The organism is Luteimonas kalidii, assembly GCF_029887935.1.
GTDB lineage: Bacteria > Pseudomonadota > Gammaproteobacteria > Xanthomonadales > Xanthomonadaceae > Luteimonas > Luteimonas kalidii.
The window spans coordinates 268,524-281,581 of record NZ_JARXRO010000018.1; the positions used below are offsets into that span (position 1 = coordinate 268,524).

The window sequence follows — 13,058 nt, forward strand, 5'->3', positions numbered from 1 at the left end:
GAGTATGGAATCCGGCTGCAGGGTTGTCAACGTGGGTACGCATGCGCGACGATACTTTTCCCAACGCCAGCGTATGGACAACGATCGACATGGCCAGATCCGCCGCCACACCCCCGGCCGCCAGCGCCGCAGACGGTGCGCCCGCGACCGCAGGCGCGGCGGGCAAGCCGGAACGCAGCGGGCGCCTGAGTGCCGAGGACTGGGCCCAGGCCGCGCTCGACCTCATCGCCGAACAGGGCGTGGCCGCCGTGGCAGTGGAACCCCTGGCGCGTCGGCTCGGCGTGACAAAGGGGAGTTTCTACTGGCATTTCCCCTCGCGCGAGGCGCTGCTGCAGGCGGCGCTGGAGCGCTGGGAGAACGTCGAGCAGGAGGCGGTCTTCGGCACCCTGGAGCGGGTACCCGATCCGCGCGAACGCCTGCGCGCGCTGTTCCAGATGGTCGCGCACGAGTACCAGTCGCACGTGATCTACAGCGCCCTGCTCAAGGCGCTCGACCATCCGGCGGTGCAGCCGGTGATCGATCGCGTGTCCAAGCGGCGGCTGGACTATCTCGCCGCCTCCTTCCGCCAGGCCGGGCTCCCGCGCGAGGAGGCGCTGCATCGTGCGCGGCTGACCTACGCGGCGTACGTGGGCTTCCTCCAGCTCAACCTGCAGCTGCACCAGGCGCGCATGCCGCAGGAAGAATTCGAGGCCTACGTCGAACATCTGGCGAAGACGCTGGTACCGGCCTGAACAGGTCGCGGGGCAGAGGCGGCCCGATGCCGGCGCCCCACGCATGCACCATGTCCGGCAGGCAGCGGGAGCCGCCTGCGCAGCGGGGAGACAGGCCCGGATGAGCGTCTCCATCGATCTGGTCAACGCGCTCAAGCGCAGCCTGCGCGCGCAGGGTCTGACCTACCGCGAACTCGCGCAGCGCATGCGGCTGTCGGAGGCCGCGGTCAAGCGCATGTTCTCCCGTCGCGCGATGAGCCTGCTGCGAGTAGAGCAGATCTGCGAAGTGCTCGGGCTTGGCCTGGCCGAACTCGGCGCCGAGGCCGGTCGCGGGCGCGAACCGATGGCGCGCCTGGAACGGGCGCAGGAGCAGGCGCTGGTGGACGACCCCGCGCTGATGCTGGCGATGTTCCTGAGCATCAATCGCTGGCGACAGGAGGACGTGATGGCGCACTTCGCTTTCACCCTTCCGCAGTGGACCGGGCTGCTGGCCAGGCTCGATCGCCTGGGGATGATCGAACTGCAGCCCGGTAACCGGGTGCGGCCGCTCACGGCGCGCAATTTCCGCTGGCTGACCGATGGCCCGATGGAACGCCACTTCCGCACGACCCTGCTGGGCGACTACTTCGCCGATCCGTTCGATGGCGAACAGGACCGCCTGCTGCTGCTCAGCGGCAGCCTCAGTCCCGACGGCGTGGCCCAGATACAGCAGCGCCTGGACGACGTCGCCCGCGAATTCGATGGCCTGCTCGCCCGCGACGCCTCCCTGCCTGCGGCCGAGCGCACCGGCGTCAGCCTGGTGCTGGCCCAGAAGCCGTGGCTGCTGCGGTTGTTCGAGCCGTATCGGAGGCAACTCTAGCGGCGGGTTCAGCCGTATCCACTTTCGGGGCATTGGTTTCCCGTTTTGGGCCCCGGCGCCCGCCGAACGCGGGTGGGACCGAGCGACGGTCAGGCGCGTGAAGGCGATCGCCCGCTGTCACGAGGACTGAGAACCCATGGCTGGTGCAGGGGATGGGGCAGGCGAAGACGGTCGCACACGGCGCCCACAAGCCCGAGGAGTGTGTAAGCTCGAGGCAAAGTTGGCGCACGCGTGTTGTAACTGCACTGGGGATCTGGCATGCCCGAGCGACCTCAACCACTTCGACCGTTCTCCGAGCAGGTCGCGACCAGCAACCGACTGATGGTGCAGCATCGTCCCGGCACGTCCGAGCACGAACGTGGCCTATCCCTGCTGCAATCCATCGCGGAGCATGAGGCCGGCGGTCATGCACGCTGGTTGCTGGGTGCCTATTTTCTCCAGGTGTGCTCGCGTCCACGCGCCCACGAGCAGGCGCTGTACTGGCTTCGGCTGGCAGCGGATGAGGGGACGCCCGAGGCGATGGACCGGCTCGCCGATCTGTACCTTTCAGGTCTCGGCGGTGAACAATCGCTCACGGCCGGTCTCGATCTCCAGCTTCGGCTTGCCGATCAGGGCTTCAGAAGAGCGGCGTGGGAAGCGGCGTACCTCATTGGAGTCGTGGGTCCATCTGAGGGACTGACCGCGGCCAGCGCCTATCTTCGCGCGTGCGCGTTGGGTCATGTTCCCGCGTACTTCTCGCTCGGCTTGAGGTTCCTGACCGGAAATGGAGTTGAACCAGATTCCGGTCTGGGACACGCCTTGTTGCGCCGTGCCGCTGATGGGGGATACCAGGGCGCTATGGAGTTGGCAGCGCGGGTCCCCGTCCGTGCGGACGGACGGGAGAAGTGGTACGACCGGTTGAAGGCGAATCTGCATGCCGCGCACCCAAGTCTTTCGGCACTCGTGCCTGGTCGACCAAACCAGCGACAGATCGTGCACCCCGGGCTTGCCGCACTTGAGCAACACCTGGTCTCGATCGGGCATCCTGCGTTTGAGCTCGATCCGACGGGGCGCGCGCGTGTGGTGCCAGGGGGCGCCGAGAGCGTAGCGGAGGGCTGCACATGGACCTGGCTGTGTCAGCGACCGAGAGTCGCAACCGGTCCGGCGTTCGCTACCACGGAGGAGTGCGCGCATCTCATCAACAAGGCGTCACCCGGGATGCGTGCCGCGGCCGGGTACCGTCGCGGCAACAGTGAGAACGAGGATGCGGAACTGGCGAGCTTCAACGGACGTGTACACCCCATGGGCGCACTCGAGACCGACGCGGTGACGCGGATCCTCGAATCGCGAGTGTCGACGTTCACGGGCTGCCCGATCGAGAATCTGGAGCCGTGTTCGATCATCTGCTACGTACCCGGCGAAGAATACAAGCCGCATACCGACTTCTTCAGTGACGAGCAGATTGAACTCAATGCGCGCGCGAAACGGGACTACGGCGGCCAGCGGATCGCCACGTTCCTGCTCTATCTGAGGGCACCGCAGGCCGGCGGGAGCACCAAGTACCCCGCTGCAGGAGTGGATGTCGCTGGAGAGGACGGTATGGCGGTCATCCACTACAACGTCGATCAGGATGGCCGGCAGGATCTGGACTCGCTTCATGCGGGCCTCCCCATCGTGCAGGGAGAGAAATGGCTGTGGCGTTCCACGCTGCGCAAGAACTCCCTGTACAAGCCGCCGGCGTAGTCGCCTGCATCCCCGACGACCGCAAAGCCCGCGCCGCTACAGCGCAACCGGATTGGAACGAGAGATGGCTGACGCCAAGAGCGGTGGCGTCCAGCCGCGTCGGGTTGCGCAAGCATGAAACCTCGTAGCGATCTCACGGATCCGGCCAACGAAACACGTGGCGCAGCCGCTGGCCGTCGGCGCGTCGACACGCAGACCAGCGCCGAAAAAAAAACGGCCCCGTTTCCGGGGCCGTTCTGAAGCAATGGAACTTCTGGATCAGAAGCGCTGCACGTACTCCATGTACAGGTAGCGCCCCGGGACGTCGTACTGCGGGTCGAAGTTGTTCGCGAACGCGTTGTAGGCGATCGGCGGCTCCTTCTTGAACACGTTGTTCGCACCCAGCTTGACGGTGGCGTTCCACGGCACGTTGTAGCGGAACTGCACGTCGTGGTACGTCGTGGCGCCCAGGCGGTTGCGGCCATCCGCCCCATCCTCGGTACGGCGGAACTCGTCCGAGCACAGGCCGAACGGATCGCTCGGGTCGTCACTGATGAACGGGCAGGCTTCGTTCAGGCCGGAGTTGTAGCGGGCGGTCCAGGACATGCCGAAGTCACCCAGCGACCAGTCGACGGACGCATTGGCGCGCAGGCGCCAGTTCGGATCGTTCTGGTAGTAGTTGCCGACCGCGCTCTCCAGCTCGTCGCCAGCCGTGAAGGCCGAGTCCCACTTCGACATGTAGGACGTATCCAGCACGAAGGTGAAGCCGCCGTACGCCGTGTCGGGCATGCGGTAACGCACGTTCATGTCGTAGCCTTCGACCTCGATCACGCTGAGGTTCTGCGGCACCAGCTGCATGTCGAAGATCTGGCCATCGGCCTGGCGGGTGATCAGGCTGCACCATTCCTGCAGGCCTTCGGCGTAGCACTGGTCGAGGATGTAGGCGGCCGTCGGCGTGGACAGCGCATTCTCGATGTCGATGCTCCACCAGTCGAGCGAGATGTCCAGGCCCTGCACGAAGTCCGGGCTGTAAACCAGGCCGAGCGTCTTGCTGACCGAGGTTTCCGGACCCGCGTTGGCATTGCCGCCCAGCGAGAACGGATAGATGGTCTGGCCGAAATACCCCTCGCCCTGGTTGGTGCGCTGGATGAACCCGTCGGGCACGCCAGCCGCTGCGCAGTTCGCCGCGATGGTGTCGTTGCGACCGCCGAAGTCCTCGGAGCAGATGTCGCCGAACTGGGTGAAGGTGTCGGCGCGGCCACGGAACAGCGTGGTGATCGGCGGAGCGCGGAAGCCTTCCGACCAGTTACCGCGGACCAGCAGCGACTCGATCGGCTTCCACTTGAAACCGAACTTGCTGTTCACGGTGTCGCCGAAGTTGCTGTAGTCGGAGTAGCGCGACGCGAGCGAGAACTCGAGCAGCTGGGCGCCGGTGACGTCGGACAGCAGCGGAATCAGGAGTTCCGCGTACACCTCGTCCAGATCATAGGCACCTTCGGTCGGCTGACGCGAATTGCCGGAGGTGAAACCCGCGGCGACGAAGGCGTCGGGACGATCGAAGCCGCTTTCCTTGCGCGACTCGACGCCGGCAGCGAAAGCCAGCATGCCGCCCGGCAGCTCGGTGATCTCGCCGCTGAGGTTGGCCGTGAACGACTCGCTGCGGTTCTGGAACGCGTCTTGCGCCGTGAACAGGATGTAATCGAGCATCTCCTGGGTCACGCCACCGGCGGGCGACAGCGGGTTGAACGGAACGCAGCCTTCGATGATGTCTCCACCCGGGGCGGTCACACAGACCACCTCGCCATTGCGGACTTCCGACGGGCCCACGCCAGCGGCCACGTTCAGCATGTTCGCATCGCCGATCTGGGCGTCTTCCTGGTCGGACTTGTTGAAGTTGTAGCCGACGTCCCAGTCGAAGTAGCGGCTGCCCACTTCGAACGAGCCCTCGAGACCGACGTAGGTATGGATCGTCTTCACGTTCTGCTGGTAGACGCGCGCCTGCTCGGTGAGGCGATGGCTCCAAATCACCTCGCGCCCGTCGCCACCGTACAGCGGGTTGTACGGGTTGTAGTAGCTGTCGCCGCTCATGGTGAAGTCGTTGCTGACGCCACCGTTGAGCGGGAAGCCGGCCAGCTGCTGTTCCGAGCGACGCTCGTTGTACAGGGCGTCGGCACGGAAGGTCAGGTTGTCGGAGATGTCGAACCGGCCCTTCGCATACAGCGCGGTACGCGTCTGCGGCGTCAGAAGGTAGTTGTCCTTCGCATAGTTGTAGGCGTACTGGGGCCCGAAGGGCACCGTATCCTCGAGCGCGTAGCGCGGGTTGCCGGCGAGGCCGGACGGCGGGGCTCCCGGCGGGACGATGAGCGAGCCGCCATCGCCGTTCCAGATGCGGCCATTGTTGGAGTAACCGCTGTACTGCGAGCTGCCGAGACCGATGATCGGGTCCTCGGAGATCGTGCGGTCGCCCGCCATGACGGCCTTTTCCTCGACTCGGGAGAGACTGAACACGACGTTGCTGCGGTCAGTGGTCGAGCCCATCGTCGCTTCGATGGTGTTGCGCTCGCCATCGCCTTCGCCGTACTGGCCAAGGTGGGTACGCGCCTCGAAGCCGTCGAAGTCGTTGCGGGTGATGATGTTGACCACGCCGGCGATCGCATCCGAGCCGTAGATGGACGACGCGCCGTCCTTCAGCACTTCGATGCGCTCGATGACCGCGGCGGGGATCGTGTTGAGATCGACCGACCCGGTGAGGGTGGAGACCCAGCGACGGCCGTCCACCAGCACCAGCGTGCGCGAGGACCCCAGGTTGCGGAGGGCGATCTCGGACGAACCGTCACCGCCGTTGTTGAACGTGCGGTTGATCGCGGCGCCGTTTGCAGAAATGCGCTGGAGCACTTCCGCGACCGACGTCAGGCCAGTACGTTCGATGTAGTCGCGATCCAGGACAAGCACGGGCTGCGACGTTTCCGCGTCAACGGAACGGATGCGCGAGCCGGTGACTTCGATGCGGTCCAGCTGCGTCGGATTGTCCATCGACGTTGCAGGTGCGGCCTGAGCGAACGCGGCGCCGGTGCCGGCGAGCGTCGTCGTACCCGCAACGAGCGCGAAGGTGATCGCGTCGCGGAGCTTGGTGGTCTTCAAGGTCATCTCTCTCTCCAAGTGAGTCTTGGTTGTGTCCCATGGGAACCCCACCGGTGGAGTCAAGGAAGACACCAAGCCCGGCAAGGTTGCGGCCGATACTACCCGGCCATGGAGAGAAATTAAAGTGTCGTTAACAAATCGCCTGCATTGTGTGATGCGAGGCGGAAACGGGCTGCAAGCCCGCGTGCGAGCTAGAGGTCCTGCTCGTACCGGACGTAGGGCACGGCACCCTCGTCGTTGGTCTCACTGTTTGGCGAGAACGGATTCTTGCCTCGGGTGACCACGTTCTCCGCGCCCACGGTGAGCTGGCCGCTCCAGGGGGTGCGCCAGGTCACGCCGAGGCCCAGGCCTTCGAAACGGGGCTGACCCGGCGTTTCGATCACGCGGCCGATCACATTGGCGCTGAAGGCGCCATAGCCACCGCCCACCGCCAGGCTCTTGCTGCTCCAGCGGTCGCTGATGTCCGAGGGGGCCTCGGAGAACGGGATCAGGGTGGCCTTGGCCACGGTGCCGGCGATGGTCACGTAGGCGGCATCGCCCAGGTTCTTCTGCGCGAACACGGTCAGGTCGTTGAGGTCCACGTCGCGGCCCTGCGGCGAGCCTTCGCGGGTCAACCAGGTCGGCAGGCTGTCCTTGCCCTGGCCCAGGGTGACGCCGAAGCCGCCGCCGGGGCGGCTGAGCGATGCAGTGGCGCTTGCCCGGCGGCTGCCGTCGCGATCGCCCAGCGAGGCAAGCTGGCAATTGTTGGCCAGGCTGCTGACGGCGCTGAATACGCCGCTGCGCTGGTTGCACAGCAGAGCCAGCGAGTCGCCCGCTTCCAGGCCGAACGTGGCATCGAGCGAGGAGTCGCCGGCGCGCCAGCGGGCGCCGGCGCGGGTGCCTTCCGTGGTTGGCTCCAGCAGCAGATAGCCCTGGACCCGGCCGCTGCTGTGGTCGACCACCGGCAGGACGGTCTGGTCCGCACGCCGGACCTGCGCATGCGCGCCGGCCGCAATGCCGAAGGCAAGCAGCAGGGCGGTCGTCAGTCGTGCGAGATGGCGTGGCATGGCGAGCAATGGACCGGCGGATGTGGCCGGAGTTCCCTCCCTCAGGGCCTGACGATTCTAAATCATTTATGTTTATTTAACAATCCCGGAACACACCCGCCCTGCACCGCTACTGAACACGTTCGGGTGCGGGCATGTCAATGGCCGCGGCGGCGAGGATGACTTCGACCTCGTCGGGGTCGAAGACATAGCGCTCCCCGCAGAACTCGCACCGGATCCTCGCCGCTCCGTCGATGACCGCTGCCCGTGCTTCCGCGGGCCCGAGCGAGCGCAGCATCCCGGCCACCCGCTCGCGCGAGCAGGAGCAGCCGAACGCTAGGGGACGCGATCCCAGCGCTTCGACGCCCTCCTCGTGGAACAGGCGGCGGAGCAGGGCCGTCGCCGGCAGCGACAGCAGTTCGTCGGCCGACAGGGTGTCGAACAGGGCGGTGGCGCGGGTCCAGCCGTCGGCATCGCCGGGGTCGCCCGGCAGTTTCTGCAGCATCAGCCCCGCGGCGTGGTCCTGGTCCGCGGCCAGCAGCAGCCGCGTGGGCAACTGTTCGGACTGGCGGAAGTAATCCTCGAACGCACCCGCCAGGGAGTCTGCCTCCAGCGGGACGAGGCCCTGGTAGCGGCTGGGCTCGCGTCCGCTCAGGCCCGGATTCTCGATGGTGATCGCCAGCACCGCGCCCGCACCGAGCTGGCCCAGGTCGCGGGTGGCCAGCCCAGGTTCGGCCTCGGCCATCCGGGCGATCCCTCGCAGCGTGCCGGCGGCGGTGCATTCGGCGAACAGGGTGCGCAGCGCTCCCTGGCCGCGCAACTGCACCGACAGCCGCCCGTCCACCTTGGCATGGCCGGTGAACAGGGCTGCGGCCGCCGCGGCTTCGCCGAGGAGTTCGGCGACCGCGACGGGATAGTCTTCGGTCGAACGGATCTGCCGCCAGGTCTCGTGCAGGTGCACCCGCACGCCGCGCACGCCCGGGACAGGAAGCAGGAAGCGGGTCAGCTGGTCGCTGTCGGGCGGGGTATGGGGCACGGGCATGATCGGCGTTCGCGCGCTGGCACGCGGCATGGTCGAATAGGGGTGCGCGCCATCCTTGCGCGCGGATCGACATGGGGACGTGATGACGCAGCCGCAAGTCCAGCCCGGCTCACCCTCGGCCACGTCGGCGGGTCGCAAGGCGCGGCGCAGATGGCGTCGCTGGTTGCTGCTGCCGCTGTGGCTGCTGCTGCTGACGGTGGCGCAGGTGGCGGTGCTGCGCTTCGTCGATCCGCCATTCTCGTCGTTCATGGCGATCCGGCAGGCCGATGCCTGGCGGGCAGGCGAGATGGACTTCCGCATCGCCTACGACTGGCGCGATCTCGACGCGATGGCGGCTTCGCTGCCGGTGGCCCTGATCGCCGCCGAGGACCAGAACTTCGCCACCCACTCGGGATTCGACCTCGAGGCGATCGAACAGGCGCGCGAACGCAATGCGCGCGGCGGACGCCTGCGTGGAGGCAGCACGATCAGCCAGCAGGTGGCGAAGAACCTGTTCCTGTGGCAGGGCTCGGGCGCGGCGTCGCGCTGGGTCCGCAAGGGGCTGGAGACCTGGTATACGGCGCTGGTGGAACTGCTTTGGCCGAAGCGCCGGATCATCGAGGTATACGCCAACGTCGCCGAGTTCGGCGACGGCATCTACGGCGCCCAGGCCGCCGCGCGCAGCTTCTTCGGTCGCGACGCGTCCGGTCTGACGCAGGCACAGTGCGCGCGACTGGCGGCGGTGCTGCCGAGTCCGAAACGCTACAGCGCCGCGCGGCCCGGCCCATACGTGCAGCGCCGGACGCGGACGATCGAACGCAACATGCGCCAGATCGGCGGCACCGCCTATCTCGACAGGCTGGACTGACCGGCACGCGCTGCCGCCTGCCGTCGCGGGACGTCCGTCTTCCGTGCATGCGAACGACACCCGGGCCGTGCGGCGGTGGAAGGCATCGTCGCGAAGTCGCCGGCTGCCGACCCCGGGGAAAACGAATACGATGCGCCGATGACCCGTGACCTGCTGACCGTGGTCGTCGCCGCACGCGACGAAGCCGATGCCCTGCCGCTGCTGCACGCGCGGCTGGCGCCCGTGCTCGACACGCTGCGCGCGGACGGCGTCGACGGCCGCGTGCTGTACGTCGACGATGGCAGCAGCGACGGTACCTGGCAGGTGATGCGCGGGCTGGCCAGCGGCGATCGCCGGGTCGGCCTGCTGCGGCTGTCGCGCAACTTCGGCAAGGAGGCGGCCCTGACCGCCGGGCTCGATCACGTCGAGCACGGCGCCGTGGTGCTGATCGACGCCGACGGCCAGGATCCGCCCGAGCTGATCCCGCAATTCGTCGACAAATGGCGCGAGGGCTTCGACGACGTCTACGGCATGCGCGAGGAGCGCGCCGGAGAAAGCTGGTTCAAGCGGGTCACCGCGCACGCGTTCTACCGCGTGATCCAGCGCCTGTCGCGGACCCCGATTCCGACCGATACCGGCGACTTCCGGCTGCTGTCGCCGCGCGCCCTGGCCGCGCTGCGGCAACTGCGCGAGCGACACCGGTTCATGAAGGGCCTGTTCGGCTGGATCGGCTACAACCGCGTCGCCGTGCCGTACCGGCGCGAGCCGCGGGTGGCGGGCCGGACCAAGTTCAACCTGTGGAAGCTGTGGAATTTCGCCCTCGAAGGCATCACCAGCTTTTCGACCGCACCGCTGCGGCTGGCCACCTACATCGGGCTCGGCGCCGCGCTGGTGGCGTTCCTGTATGCGGTGTGGATCGTCGCCAAGGCATTGTTGTACGGCGACCGCGTGGCCGGCTGGCCGACGATGATGGTGGTGATCCTGTTCCTCGGCGGCGTGCAGCTGGTGGCGCTGGGCATGATCGGCGAATACCTGGGCCGGCTGTACGAGGAGTCCAAGCAGCGGCCCCTGTATCTGGTCGACGACTGGCGCCCGTCGGCGGGCGGAGTATCCTCGGCATTGTCCGAGGCTGCGGAAGGAGGACACCATGCGCACGGTTCGGCAGTTGCTGGGCGCCAAGGCGCCTGAAGTCTTCGCGGTGGCGCCGGATGCGCCGGTGATCGACGCGATCCGGCTGATGGCCCTCAAGGGCATCGGCGCGGTGCTGGTGATGGACGGTGCACGCCTGGCCGGGATCCTGTCCGAGCGCGATTACGCGCGCAAGATCGTGCTCGAGGGGCGCTCTTCGAAGGACACGGCCGTCAGCGAGATCATGACCGCCGAGGTGGTCACGGTCGGGCCCGACCATGTGGTACCTGCGTGCATGCAGCTGGTCACCCGCCACCGCATCCGCCATCTGCCCGTGATGGAGAACGACGCGGTGGTGGGGATGATCTCGATCGGCGACCTGGTGGCGGCGGTCATCGAGGACCAGCAGCACGAACTCGAGCAGCTCCAGCGCTATATCGCCGGCTGACCCCGGTCGCCGGTCGATGGTGTCGTGGGGAGGGCAACCAGGGCCGGGCCGGTGACGGCGATGCCCGAGTTGCCCGCCGGGCGTGGCGTTCTACTGGCCGGCGCCGGGGCACTCGCGTGGTGAGCGGGAGCGGCGCGGGGCCGGCATCACTTCGCGTAGTCGCCGCCGCAGCCGCTGTCCTCTCCCGGACCCAGTTCGAGGGTGGCGAGCAGGGCCGCGGGCGGGGCGATGCTGCCCAGGGCCAGCGCTATCGCGCCGCGCAGCCCGAGGCGGGCGAAGTCGGGACGGAAACTGGGATCGGCGAAGCTGCCGCCGATGTGCAGCGGCGAGCGCAGCGCGAGAATGCTGCGGTCCTTCGGCCGGGGCCGAAGCTCGATGTCGAGCGACTCCTCGCGCAGGTTCACCTGTCCCTGGCCGACGATGATCGTGTCGCTGGTATCGAACGCCAGCGCGCGGGAGTCCATCACCCCGCGCTTGACGCCGAAATCGGCGAACGCGCAGCGCACCGCGACCTTCCGGTCCTTGCCCAGAAGGAACTTGAGCGATTCGTAGATGTCGATGCCGGCCAGTTCGATCAGCAGGTTGCTGATCTCGCCACGCCCCATGCCGACCGCCACGTCTCCGTCGGCCGTCGCCAGCATCGCGGCGATCGAATTGCCGGACCCGGCCAGGTTGACACTGCCGGCCACGCGACCGGCGGCGTCGCGGGTGAGCTCCACATCGGGGAACAGGCGCGCCAGTTCCACCCGCCGTACCTGGGCATTGAGCCGGGTGGTGATGGCGTCGGTGCGCGCATCCATGCGGATGTCGGAACGGATGTCGCCGCCGGCCACGCCGAAGTTCAGCGGCTCCAGCAGCGCCAGCCCGTTGTCCAGACGCAGGCGAGCGTCCATGTCGTCGATCGGCAGGCCCGGAGCGTTGATGCGCTGTGCGCGCAGGCGGACATCCGCGTCCATCGCCCGCAGTTTGGCCAGGTCGTAGGGCGTGGACGGCAGCACCTTGCCGCGCGCCCGCTGGCGCGCGGCCTGTTCGGCGAGCGCCGGATCGAGCGCCTCTCCCTCCGCGTCGGGGGTGGCGCCGAGGAAGCCGGCCAGATCGTCGAGATCGAGCCGCTTCGACACCAGGTCGCCCTTGAACAGGGGTCTCTCGCCGCCGGTGGTGATCGACGCCGAGCCGGCGAGGTCGCTCTGTCCGACCTTCCCGGCGAAGTCGGTGTAGTGCCAGGTATCGCCGTCGCGGGTCAGCCGGCCGTCGACCGAGTACGGCGGAGTGTCGGGCATGGCGACGTCGATCAGGCGATAGAGGTCGCCCAGGTTCCGGCCCTCGAGTGCGAACTGCAGGTCGATGCCGCGAAGCTGGAAGGGTGCGGTCAGGCTGCCGCGGGCATGTGCACGGGTTGCGCCGCCACGGGCGCGCAGATCGATGCGAAACGGACTGTCGCTGTCCTGCAGCTCCAGCGGCGACTCGGCGGTGCCCTCGAGGCTGAAGGGGCTGCCGCGCCAGCGGCCATCGCCCTCGAGGACGACCGGCGGCGCCGCGTCGGCGCTACGTGATTCGCGGCTGCCGACGCGTACGTCAATGCCGGTATCGCTGGGTGCGTCATCGAAGCGCAGGCGGCCGCTGTCGATCCACAGCCGTCGCAGCTGCAGCGGTTCTCCGCCGTCGTCCTCGAAACCGAGATCCCAGTTGCCGGGCCCGCCATCCGGGTCGGTTTCCAGGCGCACGTCCGGGGTCTGGAGCCGCAGCTCCGGCAGGCGCACCCGCCCCAGCAGCAGCGGCCACACTTCGACCTGCAGCGCCAGGTGCTGGGCGGTTGCCATGTCGCGGTGATCCGACCACGCCGCGTTGCCCAGCCGCAGCTGCCCGGCGGTGACGGTGGTGACGCGGCCGAGGTCGACGTCGAGATCGCCGGCGATCTCGAACGTGCGCCCGGTGCGCGCCTCGACGATTCGCTCGACCGGGCCCTTGAACCAGTTCCAGTCCCACAGCAGCACGAGCACGACGAGCGCCACCACCGGGATCGCGACCCACATCGCGAGACGTCGTGAGGGTGGCCAGTGGCGCCGCCAGGTGGCGCGAGGGCCCTGCGGGCGGTGGGGTGGGCTGTGCATGGACGCAGTATTCGCGCCGCGCGTTGCGACCGCGCGAAAGTCGCGCGGTCACTGTTCAGTTTGGCCG

At 67.8% G+C, this 13,058-nt stretch carries 10 protein-coding genes; 6 read left to right on the forward strand and 4 right to left on the reverse strand.

Annotation, left to right across the window (positions count from 1 at the left end; translation table 11 throughout):
- The first annotated feature begins 89 nt into the window (after positions 1-89).
- From QFW81_RS12130 to QFW81_RS12140, 3 genes are all read left to right on the forward strand, one after another.
- Entirely contained in the window at positions 90-731 is a 642-nt protein-coding gene (locus QFW81_RS12130; protein WP_280579067.1) for a TetR/AcrR family transcriptional regulator, read from the forward strand.
- A gap of 100 nt (positions 732-831) precedes the next feature.
- Positions 832-1,569 (forward strand): helix-turn-helix domain-containing protein, encoded by a 738-nt coding sequence (locus tag QFW81_RS12135; RefSeq protein WP_280579070.1) that lies wholly within the window; start codon positions 832-834, stop codon positions 1,567-1,569.
- A 258-nt stretch (positions 1,570-1,827) separates the two neighbouring features.
- A complete protein-coding gene (locus QFW81_RS12140) occupies positions 1,828-3,291 on the forward strand; it encodes a 2OG-Fe(II) oxygenase (protein ID WP_280579073.1) in 1,464 nt (487 codons plus the stop codon).
- Positions 3,292-3,549: 258 nt separating this feature from the next.
- Here the strand turns inward: QFW81_RS12140 and QFW81_RS12145 are convergent, their stop codons facing one another.
- The 3 genes from QFW81_RS12145 to hslO form a co-directional block, all read right to left on the reverse strand.
- Positions 3,550-6,417 (reverse strand): TonB-dependent receptor domain-containing protein, encoded by a 2,868-nt coding sequence (locus QFW81_RS12145; protein ID WP_280579077.1) that lies wholly within the window; start codon positions 6,415-6,417, stop codon positions 3,550-3,552.
- Between the two features lie 185 nt (positions 6,418-6,602).
- Positions 6,603-7,421: an XOO1806 family protein gene (locus QFW81_RS12150; RefSeq protein WP_425604041.1), complete on the reverse strand. Its 819-nt coding sequence runs from the start codon at positions 7,419-7,421 to the stop codon at positions 6,603-6,605.
- Between the two features lie 145 nt (positions 7,422-7,566).
- Positions 7,567-8,478: an Hsp33 family molecular chaperone HslO gene (hslO, locus tag QFW81_RS12155; RefSeq protein ID WP_425604032.1), complete on the reverse strand. Its 912-nt coding sequence runs from the start codon at positions 8,476-8,478 to the stop codon at positions 7,567-7,569.
- A gap of 82 nt (positions 8,479-8,560) precedes the next feature.
- On the opposite strand from hslO, the gene mtgA reads away from it, so the two are divergent.
- The 3 genes from mtgA (at position 8,561) to QFW81_RS12170 (ending at position 10,880) form a co-directional block, all read left to right on the forward strand.
- Positions 8,561-9,325, forward strand: a complete 765-nt coding sequence (gene mtgA, locus QFW81_RS12160) for a monofunctional biosynthetic peptidoglycan transglycosylase (RefSeq protein WP_280579082.1) — start codon at positions 8,561-8,563, stop codon at positions 9,323-9,325.
- Positions 9,326-9,463: 138 nt separating this feature from the next.
- A complete protein-coding gene (locus QFW81_RS12165) occupies positions 9,464-10,492 on the forward strand; it encodes a glycosyltransferase family 2 protein (protein WP_280579084.1) in 1,029 nt (342 codons plus the stop codon).
- Positions 10,452-10,880: a CBS domain-containing protein gene (locus QFW81_RS12170; RefSeq protein WP_280579086.1), complete on the forward strand. Its 429-nt coding sequence runs from the start codon at positions 10,452-10,454 to the stop codon at positions 10,878-10,880. Before QFW81_RS12165 ends, QFW81_RS12170 begins: the two co-directional genes overlap by 41 nt.
- Positions 10,881-11,026: 146 nt before the next feature.
- Here QFW81_RS12170 and QFW81_RS12175 read toward each other — a convergent pair whose 3' ends face one another.
- Positions 11,027-12,991 carry an AsmA family protein gene (locus tag QFW81_RS12175; RefSeq protein WP_425604033.1) on the reverse strand — a complete coding sequence of 655 codons (1,965 nt, stop codon included), beginning with the start codon at positions 12,989-12,991 and terminating at the stop codon, positions 11,027-11,029.
- Between the last annotated feature and the right edge of the window lie 67 nt (positions 12,992-13,058).